21 protein-coding genes are annotated in these 26,998 nt (G+C 73.7%); 6 read left to right on the forward strand and 15 right to left on the reverse strand.

Features of this window, described 5'->3' with window-relative positions:
- Nucleotides 1-2 precede the first annotated feature (2 nt).
- The 13 genes from OTB19_RS18520 to OTB19_RS18580 form a co-directional block, all read right to left on the reverse strand.
- On the reverse strand, nucleotides 3-1,331 hold the full coding sequence (locus OTB19_RS18520; RefSeq protein WP_267799382.1) for a vWA domain-containing protein: 1,329 nt from the start codon (nucleotides 1,329-1,331) through the stop codon (nucleotides 3-5).
- Between the two features lie 32 nt (nucleotides 1,332-1,363).
- Complete coding sequence (locus tag OTB19_RS18525; RefSeq protein ID WP_267799383.1) at nucleotides 1,364-2,953, reverse strand: protein phosphatase 2C domain-containing protein; 1,590 nt, start codon at nucleotides 2,951-2,953, stop codon at nucleotides 1,364-1,366.
- Between the two features lie 3 nt (nucleotides 2,954-2,956).
- Entirely contained in the window at nucleotides 2,957-5,794 is a 2,838-nt protein-coding gene (locus tag OTB19_RS18530) for a serine/threonine-protein kinase (RefSeq protein WP_267799384.1), read from the reverse strand.
- Entirely contained in the window at nucleotides 5,791-7,152 is a 1,362-nt protein-coding gene (locus OTB19_RS18535; protein ID WP_267799410.1) for a hypothetical protein, read from the reverse strand. Before OTB19_RS18535 ends, OTB19_RS18530 begins: the two co-directional genes overlap by 4 nt.
- 26 nt (nucleotides 7,153-7,178) lie before the next feature.
- Nucleotides 7,179-8,243 carry a glutamate ABC transporter substrate-binding protein gene (locus OTB19_RS18540; protein ID WP_420716857.1) on the reverse strand — a complete coding sequence of 355 codons (1,065 nt, stop codon included), beginning with the start codon at nucleotides 8,241-8,243 and terminating at the stop codon, nucleotides 7,179-7,181.
- Between the two features lie 5 nt (nucleotides 8,244-8,248).
- Nucleotides 8,249-9,655 (reverse strand): hypothetical protein, encoded by a 1,407-nt coding sequence (locus OTB19_RS18545; RefSeq protein ID WP_267799385.1) that lies wholly within the window; start codon nucleotides 9,653-9,655, stop codon nucleotides 8,249-8,251.
- 240 nt (nucleotides 9,656-9,895) lie between these two features.
- A complete protein-coding gene (locus OTB19_RS18550; RefSeq protein WP_267799386.1) occupies nucleotides 9,896-10,906 on the reverse strand; it encodes an N-acetylglucosamine kinase in 1,011 nt (336 codons plus the stop codon).
- Nucleotides 10,897-12,162 carry a 6-phospho-beta-glucosidase gene (locus tag OTB19_RS18555; RefSeq protein WP_267799387.1) on the reverse strand — a complete coding sequence of 422 codons (1,266 nt, stop codon included), beginning with the start codon at nucleotides 12,160-12,162 and terminating at the stop codon, nucleotides 10,897-10,899. Before OTB19_RS18555 ends, OTB19_RS18550 begins: the two co-directional genes overlap by 10 nt.
- A 5-nt stretch (nucleotides 12,163-12,167) precedes the next feature.
- Nucleotides 12,168-13,022, reverse strand: a complete 855-nt coding sequence (locus tag OTB19_RS18560; protein WP_267799388.1) for a carbohydrate ABC transporter permease — start codon at nucleotides 13,020-13,022, stop codon at nucleotides 12,168-12,170.
- A gap of 1 nt (nucleotide 13,023) precedes the next feature.
- Nucleotides 13,024-13,965, reverse strand: coding sequence for a carbohydrate ABC transporter permease (locus OTB19_RS18565; protein ID WP_267799389.1), 942 nt, complete (start codon nucleotides 13,963-13,965; stop codon nucleotides 13,024-13,026).
- A 5-nt stretch (nucleotides 13,966-13,970) separates the two neighbouring features.
- Nucleotides 13,971-15,305 (reverse strand): ABC transporter substrate-binding protein, encoded by a 1,335-nt coding sequence (locus OTB19_RS18570; protein WP_267799390.1) that lies wholly within the window; start codon nucleotides 15,303-15,305, stop codon nucleotides 13,971-13,973.
- Between the two features lie 69 nt (nucleotides 15,306-15,374).
- The gene (locus tag OTB19_RS18575) at nucleotides 15,375-16,592 is read right to left on the reverse strand and encodes an ROK family transcriptional regulator (RefSeq protein ID WP_267799391.1); all 1,218 of its coding nucleotides are present in this window, start codon (nucleotides 16,590-16,592) and stop codon (nucleotides 15,375-15,377) included.
- A 123-nt stretch (nucleotides 16,593-16,715) separates the two neighbouring features.
- Nucleotides 16,716-17,783: a mechanosensitive ion channel family protein gene (locus OTB19_RS18580; protein ID WP_267799392.1), complete on the reverse strand. Its 1,068-nt coding sequence runs from the start codon at nucleotides 17,781-17,783 to the stop codon at nucleotides 16,716-16,718.
- Nucleotides 17,784-18,043: 260 nt separating this feature from the next.
- Between OTB19_RS18580 and OTB19_RS18585 the strand changes: the two genes are divergently transcribed.
- On the forward strand, nucleotides 18,044-18,598 hold the full coding sequence (locus tag OTB19_RS18585; protein ID WP_267799393.1) for an HNH endonuclease: 555 nt from the start codon (nucleotides 18,044-18,046) through the stop codon (nucleotides 18,596-18,598).
- Between the two features lie 170 nt (nucleotides 18,599-18,768).
- Here the strand turns inward: OTB19_RS18585 and OTB19_RS18590 are convergent, their stop codons facing one another.
- Nucleotides 18,769-21,795: a beta-N-acetylglucosaminidase domain-containing protein gene (locus OTB19_RS18590; RefSeq protein ID WP_267799394.1), complete on the reverse strand. Its 3,027-nt coding sequence runs from the start codon at nucleotides 21,793-21,795 to the stop codon at nucleotides 18,769-18,771.
- A 222-nt stretch (nucleotides 21,796-22,017) separates the two neighbouring features.
- Here OTB19_RS18590 and OTB19_RS18595 point away from each other — a divergent pair, with 222 nt between their 5' ends.
- From OTB19_RS18595 to OTB19_RS18605, 3 genes are all read left to right on the forward strand, one after another.
- Nucleotides 22,018-22,248, forward strand: coding sequence for a hypothetical protein (locus OTB19_RS18595; protein WP_267799395.1), 231 nt, complete (start codon nucleotides 22,018-22,020; stop codon nucleotides 22,246-22,248).
- Nucleotides 22,249-22,421: 173 nt separating this feature from the next.
- Complete coding sequence (locus tag OTB19_RS18600; RefSeq protein ID WP_267799396.1) at nucleotides 22,422-24,398, forward strand: 4-alpha-glucanotransferase; 1,977 nt, start codon at nucleotides 22,422-22,424, stop codon at nucleotides 24,396-24,398.
- A gap of 20 nt (nucleotides 24,399-24,418) precedes the next feature.
- Nucleotides 24,419-24,658 (forward strand): hypothetical protein, encoded by a 240-nt coding sequence (locus tag OTB19_RS18605; protein ID WP_267799397.1) that lies wholly within the window; start codon nucleotides 24,419-24,421, stop codon nucleotides 24,656-24,658.
- Nucleotides 24,659-24,825: 167 nt separating this feature from the next.
- Here the strand turns inward: OTB19_RS18605 and OTB19_RS18610 are convergent, their stop codons facing one another.
- Nucleotides 24,826-25,323, reverse strand: a complete 498-nt coding sequence (locus OTB19_RS18610; RefSeq protein ID WP_267799398.1) for a MarR family winged helix-turn-helix transcriptional regulator — start codon at nucleotides 25,321-25,323, stop codon at nucleotides 24,826-24,828.
- 180 nt (nucleotides 25,324-25,503) lie between these two features.
- Here OTB19_RS18610 and OTB19_RS18615 point away from each other — a divergent pair, with 180 nt between their 5' ends.
- Together OTB19_RS18615 and OTB19_RS18620 are read left to right on the forward strand one after the other, a co-directional pair.
- The gene (locus tag OTB19_RS18615) at nucleotides 25,504-25,965 is read left to right on the forward strand and encodes a hypothetical protein (RefSeq protein WP_267799399.1); all 462 of its coding nucleotides are present in this window, start codon (nucleotides 25,504-25,506) and stop codon (nucleotides 25,963-25,965) included.
- Nucleotides 25,966-26,018: 53 nt separating this feature from the next.
- Nucleotides 26,019-26,990, forward strand: a complete 972-nt coding sequence (locus OTB19_RS18620; protein WP_267799400.1) for an EamA family transporter — start codon at nucleotides 26,019-26,021, stop codon at nucleotides 26,988-26,990.
- Nucleotides 26,991-26,998 lie beyond the last annotated feature (8 nt).

Below are 26,998 nucleotides of genomic sequence, written 5' to 3' on the forward strand. Positions count from 1 at the left end.
TCTCAGGTCTTCTTCACTCGGACGGTCTGCGTCGAACGCGTTTCAAGGGTCATCTCGTCGGCATCGGCGACCTTCGCTTTCAGCCGCACAGTACCTGCCGCCGCGTCCACGACATCCACCACCTTCGCCAGCAGTTTGGCAGTGTCCGCGTTGCCGGACGCGCTCGCCAGTTGTACCGCGCGTCCGAGTTTGGCCGTCGCACCATCGACATCGCCCAGTTTGCGTGCTTCCAAACCTTGTTGGATGGCCTGGGCCAGCTCCGCCTGGCCGGTGTAGTGCGCCACCTGCGGGCTGATCGCCGTGGAAGCGACGAGGTCGTCGGTCCACACCGCCCGCACCAGACCCTGGGCGAGGACGGTCGGCGTCCCGCCCCCCGCGTCCGGCACGATCAGCGTCGCGCGGGCCGCCAGCATCTCCTGCCCGACGGCCGCCCCCGGGACCCGCACGCACACGTGGTACTCGCGGGACTCGTCGCCCCACGAACCCGTCGGGTAATCGCCGGCGCGCGGACCGGCCTCGGTACGGCGGTCGGTCAGGTCCTGGACGGTCGGCGCGACCTGCTTCACGTACCGGATCTCCACGCCGACCGGGGTCCACAGGCGCAGCGCGACGTCCGCGACCTCCTTGCCCATGGCGTTCTCCATCATGCGCGTGAAGTCCTCGGTGAGGTGCGCGGGATCGGCCACGATGTCGGCGCTGCCGAGCAGCGCGCTTGCGATACCGGTCACCTCCTTCACCTCCCAGTCGGTCCCCACACCGCGCGCGTCACAGGTGAAGCGACCCGCGCAGGCTTCGAGGGTGGCGCGCAACACGGCCGGTTCCTCGTGCTCGTTGCGCCCGTCGGTGAGCAGGATCCCGTGCCGGATCGTGGCCTGCGACTGCCGCAGCAGCCCGTCCGCCAGCCGCAGCCACGTCCCGATGGCGGTGCCGCCGCCGGAACCGAGGCCGCGCAGGGACTCCTTGGCCTGCGCGCGGGTCACCGCGTCGGCCGTGGCCAGCCGGCCCTGACCGGGGTAGACCTCCCTGGCCACGTGCGTGCCCGCGATCACCGCGAAGCTCGTGCCGTCGCGCAGGGTGTCGATCGCGGCGGCCGTGGCCTCGCGGGCACCGCGCATCTTGTCCGGCGGGTACTCCATGGACCCGGAACAATCCACCATGATCACGACCGCGGCCCCGCCGGGGGCGGGGACGGCGGCCCGGGTGGCGGTGGCCCCGCCGCTGGAGGTGACCGTGACGATGGCGTGGACGTCGCGGCCGCCCTCGGGGAGGAACTCGTTCTGGTACACCTCCACGCTGAAGCGCGGGGCGCTCGGCTTGGCGAAGTTCGCCATCGATGGGACTCCCTCGGAGGATCGGTCGGAGATCAGGCCTGGGCGCGCGGGTCCGCTTCCGCTTGCGGTTCCGGTTGTGCCGCCGGGGTTGCCTCCGGCAGGGCCGCGAACGGCACGACGGCGACGGTGACGTTGTCGTGGCCGCCCCCGTCGAGCGCGTGCCCCACCAGGACCTGTGCGCTGTGCAGCGGCCGGACCGCCGCGTCCCGCGGCAGGATCCGGGCCAGATCCCGTGCGGACTCGGCGTAGTTCCACAGCCCGTCGGTGCAGACCACGACCACGCCTGGGTGGTCCGGCTTGAAGCTGGCGGTGTGCGGTTCGAGGTCGTACGCGTCGGCGCCGAGCCAGCCGGTGATGGCGTGGGCCCGGGCGTCGGCGTACGCCTCGGCCTCGCCCATCAGGCCGGCCGCGACCATCTGGGCCGCCCAGGAGTCGTCCTCGGTGAGCCGCCGGGGGAGCGCGGCCCGGTCGTCGGGGACCCAGTACGCGCGGCTGTCGCCCACCCAGCCGATGGTGAGCAGGCCACCGCTGACGACGGCGCCGACCAGGGTGCAGGCGGGGGCGTTCTGGGCGCCGGGCACCTCCGGGGCCAGGGCGTTCACGGCGGCGGCCGCCGCCAGGATCGCCTCGTGCATGGCCTCCTGGGGGTGCGCGCCGCGGGGGAGCGCTTCCAACAGCGCCTCGTTGGCGGCGCCGGCGGCGGCGGCCGAGGCCTCGTCGGGGCGGCTGGCGGACGAGACGCCGTCACAGACGATCGCCACGGTGGCTGCGGAACCGTCGGGCAGGGCCGTCGCGGCCACCGCGAAGGAGTCCTCGTTGCGGTGGTGGCGCAGCCCGCGGTCGCTGACCGCGACGACGCTGCCGAGTTCCTCCTCCAGGTGGTCGCGCTCGCGGGGCTGGGCGTGACCGCAGTGCTCGCAGTACCCGTCGGTGTCCACCCGGCCGGCGCGGCAGGCCACGCAGGTCTTGCCGGCGTCGCCGCCGGGGGGGTTCGCGGGAGCGGCCGAACTCGCGGGAGCGGCGGGCGCCGGGACGGGCGGGTCGTACCGCTCGCCCGCGTCGCCGAAGCCCTGCGGGGCGGGACCGGCCGGTGCCGCGTGGCCCGGGTCGGGGTGCCCGACCGGGTGCCCGGCCGGAGCGACCGGGGGTTCGGGGTGCCCGGACGGCGGCTCGGCGGCCCCCCACGGGGCGCCCTCGGGAGGCGCGCCGGCGGCGCCGTACGACGCGCCGCGGCCGTCCGACGACCCCTGCGCGGCGGCGTGGTTCGGCTGTTGTTCCGGGGACGCGCCGTACGACGTCCCGCCCGGGCCCCACGGGGCGTCGGGAGCCGGCCGGGCCGGTGCGCCGGCCCAGCCGGTCGGATCCCCGACGAGGGTCGGCGCGGCGCCCGCGACACTGCCCCAGCCCGGCGCGGGCGCGCCGTCCGGATACCCGGCGGCGCCGCGACCCGCGCCGGCGTCACCCGGCGGGGCGGGAGCGGGCGCGGTGATCGGGAGGGTCGGGTCGGGGTCCGCCGACGCGGTTGGGGAAGAGAGGGCGTATCCGCACACGCCGCAGAAACGGTCCCCCTCTTCCAGGGGCTCAGCGCAGCTGGGGCAGCCCGACGGCCGATGCATCGACATCAATCACACCCACGTCCGGGGACGGAAACGGTTTGCCCGCTCCACCAGTTCGATCCTCTCCTCGCCCCGCTGCGCCAGCCGAGCGAGGACGCGGTACGAGCGCTCCAGGCCGAAGCGCAGCCCCCGCTCGTCCAGTTGACTGCCGAGCAACGAGGTCCGGCCGGGGTCTGCACCCCGGCCACCCGACAGTACCCAGTCCAGCGCCGACCCCAGAACCTCGGTCGACAGCCGTTCGTGGCGTTCGGCGTCGAGCCCGAACCGGGCCAACGCCTCGACCTGCGCGGCAGCCGCCGTCAGGTCGGGCAGCAGCGCCTCCTCAGGGGAGCGGTCGCGCAGGCGTGCCCGTACGGCCGCCACCCGGGCGGCGGTGTAGTGGATCGACGCCTCCGGCACGGATTCCAGGGTGCGCACGGCCCGGGTCCGGTCGCCGGCGGCCAACTGGACCCGCGCCAGCCCGAAGGCCGCGCTGACGAAGCCGGGATCGGTGATCCACACCAGCCGGTAGTACTCGGCGGCGTTGTCCAACTGGCCCAGGACCTCCGCGCACAGGCCCAGGGCCAGCTTCGGTGCCGGCTCGCCCGGGAAGGCGTCGTAGATCGCGTCGAAGGACAGGGCGGCCGTCTCGTCGTCCCCGCTCGCCAGCGAGGCGATGCCGCGCGTCCACACCACCCGCCAGTCGTCCGGATGCCGCAGTTCCAGTTCGATCAGGGCCTGTCCGGCCACGGCCAACTCGCCCAGTTCGAGCCGGGCCCGCAGCTCCCGCAGCCGCAACTCGGCCGAGTCGGCGGGCGCCGCGCCCAGCGCGCCGAGCAGGTCGGCGGGAGCGGAGGCGAGCAGACCGGTCAGGAAGCCGGCGTTGGGGTCGGCCGGGTCCACCAACGGCACCGGCAGGGCCAGCGCCGCGCTCCGGGAGTCCAGGGTCACGAGGCCGATGCCGGCGTGCAGCGGCCCGCGGGCCTGCCGGGGCACCGGCGCGGACAGGAGGGTCGGGCCCGGGGCGGGCACGGTCGGGGCGGCCGCCTGCCGGGGCGGGGGGCCGGCCGCGGCCGACACGTGTGTGGCGGTGGTCCCCAGGACGGCCGCCGGGGCCGACGCGGGCGGGCCCCCCGCGAACACGGACGCCACGGGCCCGGATCCCACCGGCCCGGATCCCACCGGGCCCGATGCCATCGGCCCGGACACCACCGGTACCGACCCGATGGGTACCGACCCCGTGGGCGCGGGCAACGGCGCGAGCGGTGCGGCGGTGGCGACCGGCGCCGGCGCGGTCCGCCCGGCGGTCCGCCCGTGTCGGCCCTTCGGCGCGGTGGAGCGCGCCCCCAGCCGGGACACCTCCGCCCCCGCCTCGTCGGCGAACAACCGGTTGTCCGGGACGCGCAGTTCCGGCCCGAACAGCGTGGACAACTGCGGCCGGGGCTTGCCCGTCTGCAGCGCCACGACCTCGCGCAGCACTCCCGTCAGCTGGTCGGCCATCTCCTGGGCGGAGGCGAACCGCCGCCCGGGGTCGGGGTCGGTGGCCCGCACCAGCAGCCGGTAGAAGGACTCGTACCGCCCGAAGACCTCGATGTGCTCGGGATCGGGCAGGGAGTCCACGAACACGTTCGTGTAGCCCTGGAAGTCGAAGGTCAGCACGGCCAGCGTGCGCGCCACCGTGTACAGGTCGGAGGCCACCGACGGGCCCGTCTCCGCGACCTCCGGAGCCTGGTAGCCCACGGTGCCGTAGATGGCCGACTCGTCGTCGTCCATCCGGCGGACCGCGCCCATGTCGATGAGCTTCAACTGGTCCTGCTGCTGGATCGCGTTGTCGACCTTGAAGTCGCAGTACAGGAGGTTCCTGCTGTGCAGGTGCCCCAGTGCCTCCAGCGCCTCGATCCCGTACGCGCAGGCCTGTTCCACCGGCAGCGGATCGCGCCTGCCGTCCGGCCGGCGGCGCTCGTTGGCGATCTCCTTCAGCGACTTGCCGCCGACGTACTCCATGACGATGTACCCGTCCAGCGAACCCGTCCGCTGGTCCAGGTGCTCCACGAAGTTGTAGATCCGCACGATGTTGGAGTGCTCGATCTCCGCGAGGAACCGCCGCTCGGAGATCGCCGCCTCCATCGCGTCCTGGTCCCCGGTGTCCAGTAGGCCCTTGAGGACGACCCAGCGGTCCGACACCGCCCGGTCCACCGCGAGGTACACCCAGCCGAGACCGCCGTGCGCGAGGCAGCCCGCGACCTCGTACTGGCCGCGCACCACGTCGCCGGTGCGCAGCTTGGGCACGAAGGAGTACGGGTGCCCGCACTTGGTGCAGAACCCTTCCGTCCGGCCCGGTCGCTCGCCGCGCGCCCGGCCCACCGGGGCCCCGCAGTCCGAGCGGGAGCAGAACCGCTTGCGCTCCGGGACCTCCGGGTTCTCCAGCACCGCCGCCGAGGGATCCGGACGGGGCACCTCCGGTACGTTCACCAGCCCGGCCCCGAGCCGGCCGCGCCCGGAGACCGAGGGCGCCGAACCCGAACTGCGCACCGAAACCGAGCGGGTGGACGCGGCCCCCGACAGGGACCGCGACAGCCGGCCGGACACCGAGCGCCGCGAGGACGAGGAACGGGAGGACCGGGAGGAGCGCGCGGAGGCCGAGGAGCCCGAACGCTCCGAGCCGCGGGAACCCGCGGAGCCCCGGGAGTCACCGTGGCGCGCCGCGCTCGTCATCCCCGTCGGCGGCGAGACCAGCTCCTCCGCGCCCGCCGCGACGGAGCCGATCGGCGCCAGCCCGCAGGTGTCGCAGTACAGCTCGCCGCCGCCCATGTCCTCGTACGTCCCCGGGCAGCCGGGGCGAACGCACGCGGTTCCGCTCGGGCTCATGCGTCATCCTTCCCCGGCCGGTGGGGCCAGTGTTCGTCGGAGCGGTCCGCGGGCACCGTGCCCGGCGGTGCCGGTGCGTCCCGAGGCGGAGGTGGGGCCGACGATTCGGCCGCCGCCCACTGGTAGCGCAGCACCGCCTCCTCGGCGGCCCGCAGATCGCAGGGAGCGCTCCACAACATCCGCCGGGCCGTGTCGTACCGCTCGATGAGCAGCGGATCCTCCGCCATCCCGAGCCGGGCCACCTTCGCCTTGTACGCGTCCAGCCGGCCGCGCAACTCCGCCCGCACCGCGAGCGGGGCCGTCACGGCGGTCAACGACTCACGCGCCCTGCGCAGTTCCTCGTCGGCCCGTTCCTCCAGCGACTCCAGCAGGGGCGACAACCGGTGCCACTGCGACTGCCGCCGGTACTCGGCCGCCGCGGCCAACTGTTCCTGCAGGGCGGTCGGCGGCCCGCTGACCGCGGGCACCTCCGACGCCGCGATCTTCGCCAGCACCTCGCCGCGCGCCGTCCGCGCCTCGGCCAGCGTCCGGTCGGCCCGCGAGAGCACGTCCCGCAGGCTGATCAGCCGCTGTTCGGAGTCCTGCCGCACGTCGAGGACCGCCTCGATCTCCCGGCGCACGTCGTCCAGGGCGCGGGCCGCCCGGTCGTAGCGCGCGGTGTCCGGACGGCCGCCGCCCGGGGCAGAACTCCCCGCAGTCGCCGACCAGAACGCCAGCGGATCCGCGATGACCCGCGCGCGCAGCTCCGTCAGCTCGGCGGTGATCTCCTCCAGGTCGTCCCCCGAGGGGTGCTCGCCCGGCCGGATGCCCACCGAACGCGCCAGGGAGCGCGTGCGGTGCAGCTCGGCGGCGAGCAGGTCGATCCGCGCGGGCAGCGCCGACCAGACCGCGTCGGCGGCGACCACCACGTCCAGGGAGGACGCGTACAGCTCGTTCATCCGGGCCACCAGCTCCGCCAGCGACATCCGCTCGGCGAGCGCGGCGCCCTCCAGCCCGGCGCCGGCGATCAGCACACCGGGCCCGCACAGCCGCTCCGTCAGCTCGACCAGGTCCTCGCGGTTCGGCCGGCGGCGGCGTTCGCGGATCTCCCGGGCGGCGCGCAGCGCCCCGCTGTAGGCGTCGAAGAGCGTCCACAGCCGGGTGATCGCGGCGTCGGCGGCGGTCCAGCGTTCCTTCGTGACCCCGGTGAGGGCCGCGCCCTCCAGCAGCCGTCGCCCCGAGTGGTCCTGGAGGGCGAGCAGGGAGGTCTCGACCGCCTCGTGCTCCGCTGCGAGGCGGCTGAGCGCACGATCCACCCCGTCCGCGTCCAGGACCGCGGGACCCTCCTGCGGACGCCCCGGTCCGACCACACCGCTCATGTAGGGCTCTGCCTCCGTCACGGGCCTCAGCCGTCCCGGTACTTGGGCGCGGGCGGGGCGGTCACCTTGGGCAGCACGGCCTCCAGGTGCTTGCGGTAGGACTGCATCCAGGGGCTGCCGTCGCCGCCCGCGCGGTAGTCCTCCAACACCTTGTTGACCCGGCGCACCAGGTCGGAGGCGTCCTTGTTCATGGCGACGCCGTAGAACTCCCGGGTGAACGGGGAGCCGACCAGTTGCACCGACGGGTCCTGCGCCGCCTGGCCGGCGGCGAGCGCGTTGTCCGTGATGATGCCGTCCACCTCGCCGAGCTGGAGGCGCACCAGGCAGTCCAGTTGGTTGGAAACGGACACGGGCCGCGAACCGTACGACTGGGACTTGAGCGCGCTCTCGGCGGTGGAACCGGCCGCCGTGCAGATCCGGCGGCCGTTCAGGGAGGTGTCGTACCCGGTGATCGGCGAACCCTTGGGGGCCAGGACCTGCTGGCCCGCCTCGAAGTAGGCCGTCGAGAAGGCGACGTCCTCCAGCCGCTTGCAATTGATCGTCATGGTCCGCACGACGACGTCGACGCGGTTCTCCCGGAGCGCCGGCACGCGCTGGCTCGTGGGGATGGCCCGGTAGATCACCGCGTTCTCGTCGCCCAGGATGTCCTTGGCGATGGCCTTCACCAGCGCGATGTCGAAGCCGTCGAGGTGGCCGTCGGGATTGCGGTAGCCCCACTTGAAGCTGTTCTGGTCGACGCCCGCGACGAGCTTGCCCGCCTGCCGGATCCGCTCGATGGTCGGGCCGTCGACGCCGGACGGGCGCAGGCTGGCCTCCGGGTCCTGGCAGGTGTCGGCCGGGCCCGCCGGGGCGATCGCCATCGTGGCGGGCGGCCGGACCGGGCCGGAACCGCCGGTGTCCGGCGTGGCGTGGGCCAGCGGCAGCAGCACGGCGACGGCCGTGACCGCGCAGGCGGCGGCCATCGCGCTCACCCCGCCCCAGCCGCGCAGCCGGCGCGTCACCCGGCGCAGTCCGCTCGCCGCGGGGACGCCGTCGGCGCCGGTCCGGCCGTCCGTGCCGTGCTCTTGGTCGCGCCCCGCTCGTATCCGCATCGATCTCACCTGTACTCCGAAAGCCTGCGACCGATGCCGAGCAGTGCCGCCGCCGCGCCGACGACCGCCAGGGCCGCCGCTCCCGTCGTCAGCCCGCCCAGCGCCCCGAGTCCACCCCGGGCCGCCTGAGTGAATTCCTTCTGCTCGTGGACCACGGCCTGCTCCAAGGAGGCGTCCACGGTGTCGAAGGAGGCCCCGCTGCTGTCCTTCTGGTCCTTGTCGCCGACCACCTGGACGAGCGCGAGGTCGTAGTCGCCCCGCATGTCGCTCTCCCGGGCCGACGCGTGCCGCTGCTTCCACTGCGTGACACCGGCGACCGCCTTGGAGACCGGCTCCTCGCCGCTGTCGTCGTCGGCCAGCCGCAGCGCCGCCGACAGCCCGGCGTCCAGTTCCTTCATGTTCTTCGTGTAGTCCACGTCGTACTTGTCGGACTTCTTGTCCTCGGCCAGCACCGCGCCCCGCGCGACGAGCGTCAGGTTCTCGTTGGCCCGGGCCTGGAGGGAGGCGATCCGCGCGTCGTTGAGGACCTTGAGGGACTCCTGTCCGTCCGACCGGGCCTCGCTCAGCCCCGATCGTGCGACCGTGGTCCCGACGACGAGCCACAGGAGCACCACGACCGAGGCGGCCGTCGCCGCGACGAGGCCGTGGTTGAAGACCCGGTGGGTGCGCCGGTAGTTGCGTCGCTGCGCCCACGCCAGGGCGCCGATGCCGAGCAGTCCCGCGCCGATCGAGGCGAACGGCCAGGAACGGGCGTCGTCGTAGTCGGTGTAGAGGCGGCCGGTCTCCGCCTCGTAGAGCCGCTGGGCCGCCGGCAGCAGCACGGTGCTCATGCGTTCGTTGGCGTACCGCAGGTAGGCGCCGCCGAGCGGCAGCCCCTGCCGGTTCGTCGCCCGGGCCTGCTCGATCAGCCCGGTGTAGCGGGGCAGCTCCTCGCCGAGGAGCGCGATCTCCTTGCGGGAATCCACGCCGGCCCCGGTGTTGGCCGCCGCGCTCACCAGCAGCCGGGAGGCGTTGGCGATGTCCTTCTCGTATCTCTGGCGGACCTCGCGGGGTTCCTGGGCGCCGGCGAGGAAGCCGCTGGAGGAGGCCGTGTCCGCGTCCGCGAGCGAGCGGTAGATGCTCGCCGCGTCCGCGCTGAGGGGCTGGCTGTGGCCCACCACGTCGTCGGCGGCGGTGGCACGGTCGGAGATCTCCCACACGGTGACCGCGCCGAACAGCACGACCAGGGCGGCGAGCGCGGCCCCGATGATCCGCAGCCGGCCCGGTTCGGTGGTCGCGGCCTCACGCAGCCGGTCCACGCCCTCGGCCCACGCGGTTCCCCGTCCGGGCGGTTCGGGCGCTCCCGCGGGCGCCCCGGCGGGCGGTGCGGAGACACCGCCGCCGGGCGCGGGCGCGCGTGTTGTGATGGCCACCGTGACCTCCCCCTCGGTCCTGAAATCCCCCAGCCACCGCTGGAAGGTACCCCCGTCGCAGCAGTATGGACGTAGTGGCGGTCAACCACAGCACCCGGTGCCGGCTCTTGGGCGATACGTCCCGAGCCCTCCCCCGGTGTCGTCGCCGCGACCCCCACCGCGTCGTTCCCGCCACCCCTTCAGCGTCTATACGTCCACGTGACCGCCACGGTTCCAGACGGGACGCCCCCCGGGGCGGGTTCACCCGAAATGGGCACGGAGTTTTTCACGGGCCCCGGCAGGCGCGTCCAGCGCGTCCAGCCCCAGCAGCCCCGCCCCCAGCACCGGCGGGGCCACGATCACCGACATCCGGGCCAGCGGGGCCCGTTCGGCGAGCCCCGCCTCGATCCGCCCGTTCAGCCGCGGATGCCCGGCCGCGAGCACACTGCCGCCCAGCACGACGGGGGCCTCCTCGCCCAGCAGGTCGAGGCGTGCCATCGCCACCGAGGCCATCGCCACCACCTCGTCCGCCTGCCGCTCCACGATCGCCGCCGCCACCGGATCGCCCGCGGCGGCCACCGCGAACAGCACCGGCACCAGTTCGTGCGTCCGCGCCCGGGGCGCCCCGCCCAGGTGCAGGGACTCGATCAACTCGTACATGGAGCCCAGCCCGAAGTGCCCGGGCAGCGCCCGCGCCAGCTCCGTCGGCCCGCCCCGGCCGTCCTCGGCCCGGGCCGCCCACCACAGGGCCTCCTCGGCGAGGCCGCCCCCGCCGCCCCAGTCGCCGGAGATCCGGCCGACCGCCGGGAACCGCGCGGTCCGCCCGTCGGGCAGCATCCCCACGCAGTTGATGCCGGCCCCGCACACCACCGCGATCCCGCGCGGCGGCCCGCTGTCCGGGAGGCCCGCCCGCAGGATGGCGAAGGTGTCGTTGCGCACCTCGGTCGCCGCGCCCCAGCCGCGCGCGCTGATCGCGTCCGCCAGTCGACGTTCCTCGACCGGCAGGTCGGCGTTGGCCAGGCAGGCCGAAACCTGCGCGGCGTACGGGGCGCCCGGCCGCAGCCGGGGCAGTCCGGCGGCCTCGGCGGCCTCCGCGACGGCCCGGCCGAGCACGTCCACGGCCGGTTCGACGCCGACCAGGGGCGGTTGGAAGCCCCCCGACCGACCGGTGCCGAGGACCGTGCCGTCCGCGCCGATCAGTGCCACGTCGGTCTTGCTGTTGCCCGCGTCGACGGCCAGGACCGCCGCCGGGCCGGGCCGGCTCACGCCCATGCCAGGTGCTCCTTGTTGTGCGCGAGCAGCCGGTCGGTCAGCCCCTCGGCGAGGTCGAACTGGCCCACCAGCGGGTGCGCGAGCAGCGCCCGGAAGACCCGCTCGCGCCCCCCGCGCAGGGCCGCGTCCAGCGCGAGGTCCTCGTACGCCGTCACGTGCGAGATCAGCCCGGCGTACAGCGGGTCCGGGCGGGACACGGCCAGCGGCACCGGTCCCGAGCCGTCGACGCGGGCCTGTACCTCGATGACCGCGTCGTCCGCGAGGAACGGCAGGGTCCCGTTGTTGAGGGTGTTGACCACCTGCACGGACGGGGCGCCGCCGCCCAGCAGCGCCGCCGCCAGGTCCACGGCCGCCTCCGAGTAGAAGGCCCCGCCGCGCTTGGCCAGCAGCGCCGGCTTCTCGTCCAGCGCCGGGTCCCCGTACAGCGCCAGCAGTTCCTTCTCCATCGCGGCGACCTCGGCGGCCCGCGAGGGCTTCTCGCCGAGCTCCCGAACCACCTCGTCGTGGGCGTAGAAGTAGCGCAGGTAGTACGACGGGACCACGCCCAGCCGGTCCAGCACGGCGCGCGGCAGGCGCAGGTCGGCGGCGACCGCGTCCCCGTGCTCGGCGAGCAGCCCCGGCAGCACGTCCGTGCCCCCGGGACCGCCGAGGCGTACGGCGGTCTCCCAGGTCAAGTGGTTGAGCCCGACGTGGTCGAGGTGGATCTCGGCGGGGGCCACGTCCAGCAGCGCCGCGAACTTCCGCTGGAAGCCGATGGCGACGTTGCACAGCCCGACCGCCTTGTGCCCGGCCTTCAGCAGGGCGCGGGTGACGATGCCGACCGGGTTGGTGAAATCGATGATCCAGGCGTCCGGGTTGGCGCGCCGCACCCGCTCGGCGATGTCGAGGACCACCGGGACCGTGCGCAGCGCCTTGGCGAGCCCGCCCGCACCGGTCGTCTCCTGGCCGACGCAGCCGCACTCCAGCGGCCAGGTCTCGTCCTGGAGGCGGGCGGCCTGGCCGCCGATCCGCAGTTGGATCAGTACCGCGTCGGCGTCGGCCACGCCCGCGTCCAGGTCGCAGGTGGTGGTGATCAGCCCGGGGTGGTCCTGGCGGGCGAAGATCCGCCGGGCGAGGCCGCCGATCAGCTCCAACCGTTCGGCGGCCGGGTCGATCAGGACCAGTTCGCGGACGGGGAGGGTGTCGCGCAGTCGCGCGAAGCCGTCGATCAGTTCGGGGGTGTAGGTGGAACCGCCGCCCACCACTGCGAGTTTCATCGTGTCTAGCCCTTCACTCCGGTCAGGGTGACTCCCTCGACGAACGCCTTCTGGGCGAAGAAGAAGAGGACGATCACCGGGGCCATGACCAGTACGGTCGCGGCCATGGTCAGGTTCCAGTTGGTGTGGTGCGCGCCCTTGAAGGACTCCAGGCCGTAACTGAGCGTCCAGGCGGCCGGGTTGTCGGAGGCGTAGATCTGGGGGCCGAAGTAGTCGTTCCAGGCGGCGAAGAACTGGAACAGGGCGACGGCCGCGATGCCCGGCTTGGCCATCGGCAGGACCACGCGGAGCAGCGTCCGCACCTCGCCGCAGCCGTCGACGCGGGCCGCGTCCAGGTACTCGTCGGGGATGGTCAGCAGGAACTGGCGGAGCAGGAAGATCGAGAAGGCGTCGCCGAACGCCATCGGGACGATCAGCGGCCACAGGGTCCCGGACAGGTCCAACTGCTTGGCCCAGAAGAGGTACATGGGGATGACCACCACCTGCGGCGGCAGCATCATCATGGCGATCACCAGCAGCAGCGACAGCCGCCGGCCGCGGAAGCGGAACTTGGCGAGCGCGTAGGCGACGGGCACCGAGGACACCACGGTCAGCAGTGTGCCGAGTCCGGCGTACAGCAGCGTGTTGCGCCACCAGGTCAGGAAGCCGGGGGTGTTCCAGACCTGGACGTAGTTGTCCCACTCCCAGGTGCGCGGCCACAGGTCGCGGGTCAGCGCCTGCTGGTCGCTCATCAGCGAGGTGAGGAAGAGGAAGACGAAGGGGAGGACGAAGAACAGGGCGGCGGCCACCCCCAGGGAGTGCACCGCGACCCAGTGCAGCAGCGGCTTGCGGCCCCGGGGGAGCGCGGTCGAGTCGGCCATGTCAGTCACCGGATCCGATCAGTCCGCCACGGCGGCGCATGAGGAGCGCGGTGAAGGCCATGGAGAGGGCGAAGAGGACCAGCGCCACCACGGACGCGCTCCCGTAGTCGAAGCGCTGGAAGCCGACGTTGTAGACGACCTGCGGCAGCGTCAGCGTGGACCGGTCGGGGTAGCCGGGCTCGAACTGCTGCCCCGAGCCGCCGATGACGCCCGCCGCGACCTTCCCCGCCACCAGCGGCTGGGTGTAGTACTGCATCGCCTGGATGACCCCGGTGACCACCGCGAACAGGATGATCGGCGAGATGTTCGGCAGGGTGATGTGCCGGAACCGGGCCCAGGCACCGGCCCCGTCCAGCTCGGCGGCCTCGTACTGCTCCCTCGGTACGTCGAGCAGCGCGGCCATGAAGATCACCATCAGGTCGCCCACGCCCCACACTGCGAGCACGGTCAGCGCCGGCTTGGACCAGTCGGCGTCGGTGAACCAGCCGGGCGTGGGCAGCCCCACCGAGTCCAGCAGCACGTTGCCCGGCCCGGTCCCCGGGTTGAGCAGGAAGACGAAGGCCAGGGTGGCGGCCACCGGCGGGGCCAGGTAGGGCAGGTAGAACAGGGTCCGGAAGATCCCGGCGCCCGTCTTGATCCGCGTGATGAGCAGGCCGACGCCGAGGCCGAAGACGACCCGGCAGCTCACCATCACCACGACCAGCCAGAGCGTGTTGCGCATCGCGGGCCAGAACAGCGGATAGTCCGAGAACACGTACGCCCAGTTGTCCAGGCCGTTGAAGACGGGCGGACGGAAGCCGTCGTACCGGGTGAAGGAGAAGTACACGGTGGACAGCAGCGGGTAGGCGAAGAACACCGCGAACCCGATCAGCCAGGGCGACATGAAGGCCGCGGTGCGCAGCCGCGCCCTGCGGCGCTTCGCCCGCAAGGTGTGCGTGGTCATCGGGGCTACTTGGCCTTCGCGATGTCGGTGTCGATCTGCCGGTCGGCCGCGGCCAGACCGGCCGCGATGTCGGGCACGTCGCCCTTCTCGACCCGGTACGCGAAGTCCTGGAAGGTCAGTTGGTAGGTGCCGCCGTCGGCCTGGGCCGGTGTGGTGCCCGATGCGGGGTGCCGGGCGATGTCGATGAAGGTCCGGAACTCGGGGGTCACCCGGAGCCGCGGGGACTCCAGCGCGGCCAGCGTGGAGGGCACGTTGTGGATGGCGTTGGCGAAGTCCACCACCGCGTCGGTGTCGGTGGTCATGTACTTCACCAGCTCCCAGGCCGCGTTCTGCTTCCTGCTCGCCGCGGAGATGCCCATGACCGTGCCGGAGAGGTAGCCCTTGCCGTACTCGGCGAGCCGGTCGTCCGGGACGGGCAGCGGCGCCGTCCCGATCTCGAACTCCACCCCGGCCTCCTTGGCCATCGCGGGGCGCCACTCGCCGTCGATCTGCATGGCGACCTGGCCCCGGTGGAAGGGGTGTTCGGCGCTCCACTCGTCACCGAAGGTGCTGCGGAAGCGCTCCAGCTTCTCGTAGCCGCCCAGCTTGGCGACGAGGTCCTTCTGCGCGGTCAGCATCTTCGCGAAGCCCGGGTCCTCGGCCAGGTTCGACTTGCCCCGCGCGTCGAAGTATTTCGGGCTCCACTGCGCGGCCAGCCGCATCGGGGTGGTCTCGTAGCCGTGGAAGGTCGGCATGACGCCGAGCCGGTCGTAGGTGTCCCCGCGGGCCACCGTCAGTTTCTGCGCGACCTCGACGAGCTCGCTCCAGGTCTTGGGGGGTGCGGTGATCCCGGCGGCGGCGAAGGCGGTCTTGTTGTAGACGAGGCCGTACGCGTCGTTCAGCAGCGGCAGCGTGCACTGGTTGTCGTTGAACCGGGTGTACTCCAGCAGGGTCTTGGGGAAGACCTTCGTCTTGTCGACGCCGGACTTGGCGAGGAAGGGGTTCAGGTCCGCGAAGGCGCCGGAGTTGCAGAACTTGCCGACGCTGTCGGTGGTGAAGGAGGAGACCACGTCGGGGGCCTTGTCACCGCCCGCGCGCAACGCCTGGTTGATCTTGTCGTCGGTCATGTTGCCGGTGACCTGGACCTTGATGTTGGGGTGTGCCCGCCGGAAGCGGGCGATGTTGTCCTCGATGGCCTTCACCTCGCCGGGCGCGGACCAGCCGTGCCAGAAGTTGAGGGTGACCTCGGCCTTGGGGTCGTCCGCGGCGGCGGACCCGGCCTGGCCCGTACAGGCGCCGGCGAGGACGGATATGGCCGTGAGGAGCGCGGCTGTGAGGATCGGTCGTCCGGTTCTGGGCATGGCGGGGCTCGCTCTCTGCGTGAGGAACTTCCGTGAGGGGTGCCGCGGTGGATCGGGAGGAGGGAGGTGTCAGCGCGGGGGCTGGTGCAGGGGCCGGCGGGAGGTGTCGAAGACCTCGTCGCGGGTCGTGGCCAGGGCGCTCTCCAACGCGCCCCGCAGGACGGGCCGCTCGCGCACCTCGCCGGCGACCAGGCGGGGGCGGGAGGGGGCCAGTTCGGCGAGTTCGGTCTCCAGCAGGGCGTGCAGCGGTGCGCCGCCCGCACCGATCAGGGCCCCCGACAGGACCACGATCTCCGGGTCGAGCACGGAGACCAGCGAGGCCAGACCCGTCGCGAGGACGGTGGCGTACGAGCGGAGGAAGCCCAGGTGCGCGCCCTCGGGCTCGGCGGCGGCCCGCTCCAGCAGCGTGACGCCGACGGCGACCTCCGGGCCGGTCGGGACGTCGATGCCCAGCTCGGCGGCGAGCCGGGGCAGCACCTGTACGCCCGCCAGTTCCTGGTAGCCGCCGGTGTTGGCGCGGGCAACCTGCCGGACCAGGGGGTGTCCGGGCACGGGGAGGAAGCCGACCTCGCCCGCGCCGCCCGTCCAGCCGCGGTGCAGCCGGCCGCCGAGCACCAGGGCGGCGCCCAGACCCTCCTCGTTCCACAGCAGGACGAAGTCCTCGTGGCCGCGGGCGGCGCCGAGCCGCTGTTCGGCGACGGCGGCCAGGTTCACGTCGTTCTCGTACTCGACGGGCATGGGCAGCGCCGCCGCCAGCTCGTCGAGGAGGGTGGGGGAGTGCCAGCCGGGGAGGTGGCTGGCGTACCGCAGCCGGCCGGTCTGCGGGTCGAACGCGCCCGGGGTGGCGATGACGAGGCGGTGCAGGTCGGAGCGCTGGAGCCCGGCGGCCTTGACGGCCTCGCCGAGCGCCTCGGTGACCTGGTCGACGGCGCCCGTGCCCTCGGCGTAGGGGAGTTCGAAGCTGCCGACCACCGTGCCGGCCAGATCGGCCACGGCCGCGACGACCCGCTCGGGGGTGACGTCCAGTCCGCCGACGTGCGCGGCCCGGGCGTTGAGCGTGTACAACTGGGCGCTCGGACCGGGGCGGCCGCCGTCGGTGCCGGTGGCCACGACCAGTCCGGTCTCCTCCAGCCGGGCCAGCAGTTGGGAGGCGGTCGGCTTGGACAGTCCGGTCAGCCGGCCGATCCGGGTCCGCGACAGGGGGCCGTGCGTCAGCAGCAGCTCCAGGGCGGCACGGTCGTTCATGGCGCGCAACAGGCTGGGCGTTCCGGGGGTGGCGGCGGGCATGGAGCGTTTCTCCCTCACCGAGATGAACTGTTAGGTAAGTTTCCTATCACCGTTCGAGCCCTGTCAATGGCGCTGCCCCGCAGGATGTGACCTGCGGGGCAGCGGAAGCGGTGGGTGCGCCGGCTACTTGGTGATCCGGGGGTTGCCGGGCGCGCTCGGTCCGGGGATCGGCGTGGTGGCCAGAGCCTGCGGGGACGTCGGGTTCGACATTGCCGACGGCGCCGCCACGGAGGCCGACGGGTCGGCGGCCTCCTCGGCCTCCTCCGTGTCCGGCAGCCCGCCGATGATCCGGATGCCCGCCGCGTCGAAGGCCTCCTTGATCCGCCAGCGCAGCTCGCGCTCCACGGCGAACTGCTGCCCCGGCATCGTCTTCGCCGACACCTTCACCGTCATCGAGGCCAGCAGCACCTCGTCCAGACCCAGTACCTCCACCGGACCCCACAGGCGCTCGTCCCACGGGGACTCCTTCGCCATGGCGTCCGCGACCTCCTGGACCACCTCGCGCAGGCGGGAGAGCCGCTCGGTCGGCTTGACCTGCACGTCGACGCCCGCCGTGGCCCAGCCCTGGCTGAGGTTGCCGATCCGCTTGATCTCGCCGTTGCGCACGTACCAGATCTCGCCGTTGTCTCCGCGCAGCTTCGTCACGCGCAGCCCGACCTCGATGACCTCACCGGAGGCCACCCCCGCGTCGATCTTGTCGCCGACGCCGTACTGGTCCTCGAGGATCATGAACACGCCGGACAGGAAGTCCGTCACCAGGTTCCGCGCGCCGAAACCGATCGCCACACCGGCCACACCGGCACTCGCCAGCAGCGGCGCGAGATCGATCTTCAGCTCGGCGAGCACCATCAGCACCGCCGTGCCGAGGATCAGGAACGAGGCCACCGACCGCAGCACCGAACCGATCGCCTCCGACCGCTGACGCCGGCGCTCCGCGTTGACCAGCAACCCGCCCAGCGTCGTCCCCTCGACGGCCGCCGCACCCCGGTTCATCCGGGAGATGAGCTTGGTCAGCGACTTGCGGATCACCGAGCGGAGCGCGAACGCGATCACCAGGATGAAGACGATCCGCAGCCCCATGGCCAGCCAATCGGCCCAGTTCTGCTCGATGAAGTCCGCGGCGTTCGTGACGCTCTCCGCGGCGTCGTCGGTGGTCGCTGCCAGCGGTAGCAGGGTGGCGGGCGAGGGCACGGCGGGAACCTCCAGGCATAGCGGTCTGTCCGCGAGAGGTTTGTGCGGGCAGACCAACCACACTAACGGGGCACTCGCCCGACCTTGTTGTCGTCCGCGGGGGAGAGACCAGACTCACCCGGGGAGAAGGCGGGTGTGGTTGAAAACACCCCGGACCCGTTACGAGCGCGTGGTGGCGCTTCGACCTGCCATAAGGGGAGACTGGAGAGCAGATCGTCCCGGCGCGAGCCACGCGCCGCCGGCGTACAAGGAGGCAGTCCGTGCCGCACGTCCTGGTCCTCAACGCGTCGTACGAGCCGCTCGGCGTCGTACCGCTCCGCCGCGCGCTCGTCCTCGTCCTGGAGAACAAAGCAGTCTCCCTGGAGGAATCCGGCGCCTTTCTGCACAGCGCGACGAGAGCCGTCCCCGCTCCCAGCGTGGTCCGGCTCAAGCGCTTCGTGCGGGTCCCCTACCGGGGGCCCGTTCCGCTCACCCGTCGCGCGCTCTTCGCCCGCGACGGCGGTCGCTGCATGTACTGCGGGGCCGTCGCCACCAGCGTCGACCACGTCATCCCGCGCAGTCGGGGTGGGCAGCACGCGTGGGACAACGTCGTCGCCGCGTGCCGACGCTGCAACCACGTGAAGGCGGACCGTCACCTGCTGGAGCTCGGCTGGAGGCTGCGCCACCAGCCCGCACCGCCGTCGGGCCTCGCCTGGCGGATCATCGGCACCGGGCACCGGGACCCGCGGTGGATGCCGTACCTCCAGCCGTACGGGGCCGATGACGCGCTCGATCGGATCGGCGTCGGGGTGACGGCGACGGCCGCCGCGTCCTAGCCTCCGGCCCGGGCGGGGCGGGGTCCGGCACTTTCAGCCTCGTCGGCGTTTGAGGCGCGGGGTCTGGGGCGGAGCCCCAGGTAACCCGGCTCCGCCGGGCACCGGGCTCCGCCCGGAACCGCGCCTCAAATGCCGACGAGGCTTGATTCGCGCGGCCGGGGTCCGGCCCGTCAGGGGGTTACCGCCTGGGCCGTGGCCGACCAGAGGCTGCAGCCGAAGCGCGTCGCGCGCCTGTCGCACGTGACGCGGACGAACCGGGCCCCCGGCGCGTCCAGGTGGACGGTGTCCGTGCCGCCCCGGGAGGCGACCGTCGCCGCCGCGTGCCAGGTGACCCCGTCCGCGGAGGTCTGGACCCGGAAGGCGGACGGGTACGCGTCCTGCCAGCGCAGTGTCAACAGGCCGATCCGGGCGGGGGCCGCCAGTTCGGCCTGCCACCACGCCCCGTCCACCGGCGGGGACGACCACCGGGTGGTGTCGGCGCCGTCCAGCACCGCCGAGGCGGGGAAGGCCGGGGTCTCGTCGCCGGACGAGGAGGCCTTCGCGCCTCGCAGCAGGTCCGGGCCGCCCGTGCGGGGCACCGCACGGACCGTCAGGGTGCGCGACTGACCGGCGAACGTCACCGGGACGGTGTAGATCCCCGCCGGCGTGCCGGCCGCGACGGTGACCTCCAGCGGAACGCTGACCAGGGTGCCCCGGGGCGCCTTCACCTCGCCCGGGACGCGGACCGCGATCCCCCGCGGCGGGGCCGCCGACAGCGGGCCGCGGACCTCGCCGGGCCGCAGGGCGGACAGGTCCGCGGACACCCGCAGCGGGGCGCCGCCTATCTCCACGTCCGCCCGCCCGCCACCGGCCAGCTCGAAGCGGGCCGCGGGCCCGTCCCCGAGCCAGGGCACCACGTGGTGCACGGCGGGGGAGGCCCCGGGCCAGACCAGCCGTACGGCGTCGGCCCGCAGACCGCGCAGGTCGGCCTGGGTCCACCCCGAGGCGCCCGCGTCGGCGACCTTGCGCCAGCCCTCGCCCGGTACGTGGGCCTCCACCGTCGCGAGCGTCCCGGGCGCGAGCGGGTCCGTCATGACGGTGACCGCCGACACGGGGCGTACGCCGTCCAGCCGGACGGTCCACGCGTCGGCGCCCCGCGACACCGTTCCGACGGTCCGCGACGCGCCCGTCCAACTGTCCGACTCGGCGGTCGCCTTCGTGAGGAAGGCATCCAGTACGGCCGTGTCCACCCGGGCGTCGCCGGCCTCCGCGAGCCCGGCGCGGGCCTGCGCGAGGGCGCGCGAGGCCTTCCAGGCCGCCGTCCCGTCCCCCCGGGCCTGGGCCCGGAGCATGTCCACGGCCAGTTCGCCGGCGGTGCCGTAGTCCGACAGACGGTCCAGCCACGGCCCGGCCTCGCCGGTGAGGCCGGGCAGCCGGGAGGGGGCCTCCCGCAGCACGGTGAAGGCCGCGCGCAGCCGCTCGCCGGCCGCCCGGTCGCCCGCGGCGCGGGCCCGCCAGAACTCCTCGACGAGCGGCCTCAGGTACGCGGACTCCTCCTGCTTGAGCCCCGACGAGGCGGTGTTCCCGGCGAGGGCGGCCAGCGCCTTGCGGGCCCGGGGGTCCGGGCCCGCGAGATCGCGTACCGCCGCCGCCCACGATTCGCCCGCCCGGTAGCCGCGCGGGTTCCACGCGTAGTCCGCCGCCGTGAACACCGGGATCCGCGACAGGGTGCCCTGCGGCATCGCGTTGAGCATCAGCCCCGCCGAGGCGCCGGCCACCACCGGGTCCCGGCCCGTGTACGGGCCGAGGAAGATCCGGCCCGGATCCCAGTCGTTGACCGGGTAGTTGTCCATGGTGACCAGCGCGTGCTGCCCGAAGGCCGCCCGGGCCCCGGCCAGTTCCCTGCCGGTGATGGTGCGGGGCACCACCCCGACGCCGGTCCACGCGACCTCCACGCGCGCGTTCAACGCGCCGCCGAGCGCGCTCCGGTAGCCGGTGGAGCCGTCCTGGAAGTACTCGGTCGGCAGCAGCGACAGCGCGGGCGCCCCCGGATAGCGGGCGGCGAGGTGCGCGGCCAGCTCGTTGGCGACCTCGGCGTGCGCCTTCGCGGCGGCTGCCGGGCCCCTCCCGTACCGCTCGCGGTCCTCCAGGCAGCCCCACTCCGTGTAGCTGACGTCCTGGAACTGGAGCTGGAACGCCCGGAAGCCGAGGTCCCACATCGCGTCCACCTTGCGGGTGAGCGCCGCCCGCTCGGCCGCCGAGGACAGGCACATCGACTGGCCGGGGGTCACCGCCCAGCCGAGCACCACCCGGTTGGCGCGCGCCCGCTCGGCGAGGGCCCGGAACTCGGCCTGCCGCTCGGGCGGGTAGTCCTCGCGCCACCGCGTGGTGCGGTAGGTGTCGTCGCCGGGCGCCAGCAACAGCCGGTTCTGCTTGGTGCGCCCCATGAAGTCGAGTTGGGCGAGCCGTTGCTCCCGGGTCCAGGGATCCCCGTAGAAACCCTCGGTGACACCGCGCACGGGAGCCGTCGGCCAGTCCCGTACGCGCACCCCGGGGGCCTTCGCGGTGCCCGACGGGAGGAGCTGGCGCAGGGTCTGCGCCGCGTTGAAGAGGCCGTCGTCCCCCACGCCGGCCAGCGCGACGGTGTTCCGGTCGCCGACCCTGCCCACCGCGATGCGGTAGCCCCCGGCCGGCAGGTCCCCCGCCTCGGCCGCGCCCAGCGCGCGCAACGCCGCGAGGGCGTCGGGGCCCTGGAGGCGTACGACGAGGCCGTGTGCGGGCAGCGCGTCCCCGGGGGCCCGTTCGTGCAGGGTCCGTACGCCCGCCCCGCGCAGGGTGGTCCGGACGACCTCGGCGGCGTACGGGTCGGCGTCGGGCGCCGCCACCAGCACGGCCTCGGTGCCCACCGGCACCGCGTGCGCCGGATCGGCCCTCATCGACTGCGGGCGCGGCCACACGGCCGGTCCGTCGGCGGCGGTCCGCGGGGTGTCGGAGCCCGGATCGAGGACCGGGCCGGGCGAGACGCCCGACGAGGCGGGCGCGGCGCCGTTCGCCGCGGCGGTGCCCGCCCCCGGCGTCGACGGGGGCGTGTCGGGCGTGTCGGGTGCGGAGGGTGAGGCGGACATCACCTGGGGCCCGGAGGCCGTCGCTCCGCCCAAGAGCGTCCCCATGACGGCGATCGCCGCCGCCGTGGCCCGCTTCTTGCCCCTGAGCTGCACGGAGCCTCCCCGTCCCGAGTCGTCCCCCGCTCGTACGAACGAGCCAGAGCCCACCATTCGTACGGTGGGGGTGTCAATGCGGATGGGGGATCTGGAGCGGATTCGCCAGGAATGCGCGGCCGTCGACTGGGTAGGGCTGCGTTGGTCCGCTCTGTTCCGACACGCGTGCCACGAGGCTGTTCCCCGGGCACGTCCACCGAACCCGCTCGAAGGAGTGCTCAGATGAACGTACGGACCACCCGCACGATCCGCACCGCCCGCAAACCCTCCGCCCATCCCATCGCCCCGCTCCACCACCTGCCGACCCAGGCAGGACTGCCGGACGCCCCCCTGACCAGCGAGCCCCCGCTCGCCGACTCCGCGCACGCGCCGCTGACCAGCGAGCCGCCCCTCACCGCCGAGGCCCCGCTGACGAGCGAGCCGACCACACCCGCCGCGGCCGCGGGCAACTAGTGCTGTGACCGGAAAGGTTCACCGTGTCACGGCGCCCGGCACGGCACCTCGCCGCGTTGTCGAACCGCCCGAGTACGTCCAGTACAAGCGGCAGTCCTCCGCCTTGCGATGCACCGCACCGGACACCGCGACCCGGCAAACCTTTCCGGCCACAGCACTAGACAGGGACTGACATGGACGATCTCACCCGGCTCGCGGAACTGCACGGCATCGCCACCAGCTACCAGCCCGCCGCCGAGGTGACCGTCCAGGTCCCGCACGCCACCATCACGACGGTGCTGGCGTGCCTCGGGGTGCCCGCCGACACGCCCGAGGAGATCCGGGCCGCCGTCACGGAAGCCGCCCTGGAGGCCGCCGTGCGGCCCCTGCCCCGCACGGTGGTGCACTGGCGGGGGGAGCCCCTGCCCGCCGCGCCGGCCGGGAGCCGGGTGCTGCTGGAGGACGGCGGGGAGGCCCCGTGGGGCCCGGACCTGCCGCTCGGCGTGCACCGGCTCACGGCCGAGGGGCCCGACGGTCGCACCGCCGAGGCCACGCTGATCGTGGCCCCCGACCGGGCCCCGGCCGCGCCCGGGCGGACGACCCACGGGCTGCTCGTCCAGCTCTACTCGCTGCTGTCCGAGCGCTCCTGGGGCATGGGCGACCTCGGCGACCTGGCCGAACTCGCCCGCTGGGCGGGCCGCACCCACGGCGTCGGGTTCATCCAGGTCAACCCGCTGCACGCGGCCGTTCCCGGGACGCCGACCGACCCCTCCCCGTACCGGCCCTCCACCCGCCGCTTCCCGGACCCGGTCCACCTGCGCATCGAAGACGTGCCCGAGTACGCCCACTGCCCCGACCGGGAAGCCCTGGACGACCTCGCCGCACGCGGCGCCGAGCTGCGCCGCGCGGTCCTGGAGAAGGGCGAGCTCATCGACCGGGACGCCGTGTGGGAGCTGAAGCGGCGGGCCCTGGAGCTGCTGTACGCCGTTCCGCGCACGGCCGGACGCGCCGCGGCCTACGCCACGTTCCGCGCCGAACAGGGGGACCCGCTGGACCGGCACGCGGCCTGGTGCGCCGGGCACGCCGGGGAGGATCCACGGGAGCGGGTCGACTTCCACCGCTGGCTGGTGTGGCTGACGGTCGAGCAGCTCGCCGCCGCCCAGAGCGCCGCCCGCGAGGCGGGCATGGCGGTCGGCATCGTGCACGACCTGGCGGTCGGCGTGCATCCGCAGGGCTCGGACGTCGGCGGCCCGCGCCACTACGCCGAGGACATCTCCGTGGGCGCCCCGCCGGACGCCTTCAACGCGCGGGGCCAGGACTGGGGGCTGCCGCCCTGGCGGCCGGACGCGCTGGCCGCCGCCGGGTACGCGCCCTTCCGGGACCTGCTGCGCGGGGTGTTCCGGTACGCGGGCGCGCTGCGCATCGACCACGTCATGGGGCTGTTCCGGCTCTGGTGGATCCCCCGGGGCACCCCGCCCGCGGAGGGCACGTACGTCTCGCACGACGGCGAGGCGATGCTGGCGGTCCTGGTCCTGGAGGCCCACCGGGCCGGGGCCCTGGTCGTCGGCGAGGACCTCGGGACGGTGGAGCCCCGGGTCCGCGACGCCCTGGCCCGGCGCGGGGTGCTCGGCACCTCGGTGCTGTGGTTCGAGCGCGACTGGGCGGGCGGCGGAGCCCCGCTGGAGCCCGAGGAGTGGCGGGCGGACTGCCTGGCGACGGCCACGACGCACGACCTGCCGCCCACCGCCGCGAAGCTGGCCGGCGCCCACGTCGAACTGCGCGACCGACTCGGTCTGCTCGCCCGCCCGGTGGAGGTGGAACGGGCCGAGGACGAGGCCGACACCGCCGAGTGGCTGGCCGTGCTCGACCGGCTCGGGCTGGAGACGAAGGACGAGGAGTCCGCCGTGCTGGCCCTGTACGGCTTCCTGCTGCGCACGCCCGCCCGGCTGGTCGGCGTGTGGCTGCCGGACGCGGTGGGGGACCGACGGCCGCAGAACCTGCCGGGGACCTGGGACCAGTACCCCAACTGGCGGCTGCCGATCGCCGACGGTTCGGGGCGGCCGCTGACGCTGGAGGCGCTGACGGCCTCACCGCGCGCGAATGCCCTGTTGAGCGCGGTGCGTGAGGGCGTACGGACCCGTACGGCACCCCCGGGCGCGCGCTCCGTTTAGGTGTTCGCTACTTTTGCACCGTGGACAAGAAGAACGCACTGCGCGCCGGCGCCGTCACGGCCGGAACGACGCTGATGATGCTGCTGATGACGTCTCCCGCCCTCGCGCTGACCCGCGACGACGGCGACGACCCGGCTCCGCCCCTGAGCATTGGCGAGACGCTCGGCCTGTTCGTGGCCACGCCGATCGTGCTGTTCCTGGTCATCGCGGGCCTCGTCATGGTGGGCGACAAGTCGCGCAAGCAGCAGGCCACGGACTGACGTCCGCTCACGTGACCGCCCCCGCGGCGGGTGGTCACCCTTCATGACTTCCGGGGCGCCGGGGGTCCGTACGCCGACGCGTGTCGGTCGTGTCGCGGACCCCCGGCGCCCCGTCGTGTTCCCGGGGTCCCGGCCGGCGACGTGCGCGGGGCCCCGACGGCAGGCCTTCACGGGGTTCCGGCGAGCAGCTTCCTGAGCAGGCCCGTGAGCACCTCCACCTCCTGCGGGTCGAGCCCGGTGAGCGCGGCGCGCTGTACCTCCAGGCCCGCGGTGACGGCCTCGTCGATGAGCGTCAGACCCCGGTCGGTGATGGTCACGTGGAGCCCGCGCCGGTCGTGCGGATCGGGGCTGCGGGTCAGCAGTCCGGCCTTCTCCAGCTTGTCCAGACGCCCCGTCATGCCGCCGGTGGTGAGCATCAGCGTCGCGGACAGCTGCCGGGGCGAGAGGGTGTACGGGATTCCGGATCGCCTCAGGGTGGCGACGACGTCGAACTCCCCGCGGGAGATCCCGTAGCGGTTGTAGGTCCGCTCCATCTCGTCGCCCATGGCCTTGGTGATCCGGTAGATCCGGCCGAAGACGGCCATGGGTGCGGTGTCGAGATCCGGTCGTACGGCGTACCACTGGGCGGCGATCGCGTCGACGGCGTCCTTGTTGTCCTCGGTCATGGGCGCAGTATCCGGCTTCCGTTTGATTGAACGCAAGAAAGTTGCTTGACGGAAAGTAGCTTAGGGCTAAGCTACTTCCAAGCAATCTAACGGGGGAGTGGTCCACGTGGGCGAGGACAACGCGAGGCGGCGGCCGGCGGGGGAACGGGTGGAGGGGGAGCGGGGTCCCTGCTCCTCGGGGTGGGGATCAGCGCGATCGGGATCGGCATGTACGTCCCCTTCTCGCTCGTCTTCTTCCACCACGTCACGGGACTCTCCTTCGCTCTCGTCGGCGTCGTGCTCACCGTGACCGGCCTGGCCGGGTCGGCCGCCCCCGAGGCCGTACGCGGCCGCTACCTCGCCACCTCCCAACTGTCGTACTCCCTGGCCTCGGCCCTGGCCCCGTCCCTGTTCACTGCCCTGCTCTCGGTCGACGGCCGACTGCCCTGGGCCGTCCTGACCGGGGCCGCCCTCGGCGCCGCACTGGCCCTGACCCGGCTGGAGCGCCGACTCCCGGCGGAGGCCGTGTACGCGACGCCCCCGGCCGCGGCGGCGACTCCGACGCCCGCACCGACCCCGACGTCCGCACCGACCCCGGCGACCGCGACGCCCGCAACGGCTGGTGCGCCGATCCCCCGCGAGCGCGTCGCCGGCGCCGCCTGAGTCGGGCTCCGGTCCCGCTCCCTTGTCTTCTCCCATCCGTCCGAGGAGTTCTCGTGAACCGCTTCGCCACCGTCGCCCTGACCGCCCTGGCCCCCGTCTCCTGGGGTTCCACCTACGCCGTCGCCACCGAACTGCTGCCGCCCGACCGGCCCCTGTTCACCGGGGTCATGCGGGCCCTGCCCGCCGGACTGCTGCTCGTCGCCCTGTCCCGGACCCTCCCCAAGGGCGCGTGGTGGTGGAAGTCGGCGGTCCTGGGCACCCTCAACATCGGCGCCTTCTTCCCGCTGCTCTTCCTCTCCGCCTACCGGCTGCCGGGCGGAGTCGCCGCCGTGCTCGGCGCCGCCGGACCGCTGTTCGTCGTCGGGCTCGCCGCGCTGCTCCTGGGGGAGCGGGCGCGGATGCGGACCGTACTCGCCGCCGTCGTCGCCGCGTTCGGGGTGAGCATGGTCGTCCTGACCGCGCAGGCCCGGCTGGACCTCGTCGGGATCGTCGCCGGAGTGGTCTCCTCCGCCTCCATGGCCGCCGGCACCGTGATGACCAAGCGCTGGGGACGCCCCGAGGGCGTCGGCCCGCTGGCCGTGACCGGCTGGCAGCTCACCGCCGGAGGCCTGTTCATCATCCCGATCGCCGCCCTCGTGGAGGGGGCGCCGCCCGCCCTCGACGGCAAGGCCCTCCTCGGCTACGGCTACATGATGCTGATCAACACCGGGATCGCGTACTGGCTCTGGTTCCGCGGCATCGGCAAGCTGACCGCCACCTCCGTCACCCTGCTCGGCCCGCTGTCCCCGCTCACCGCCGCCGTCATCGGCTGGGCCGCCCTCGGTCAGGCGTTGACCCCGGTGCAGGTGCTGGGCATGGCGATCGCCTTCGGCGCGACCGTGGCGGGGCAGCTCGCGCAGCGGACGCCCAAGGCGCCCGGACCGGCGGACGAGGCTGAGGTGATCCCCGTCGAAACGTTCAGTTCTGCTGAAAAGAACGATCGTAATGTTTCGATGGACCTGGGCAATGGTGCGATGCGACGGTAGATCCCACA

Source organism: Streptomyces sp. H27-H5 (assembly GCF_026627505.1).
GTDB lineage: Bacteria > Actinomycetota > Actinomycetes > Streptomycetales > Streptomycetaceae > Streptomyces.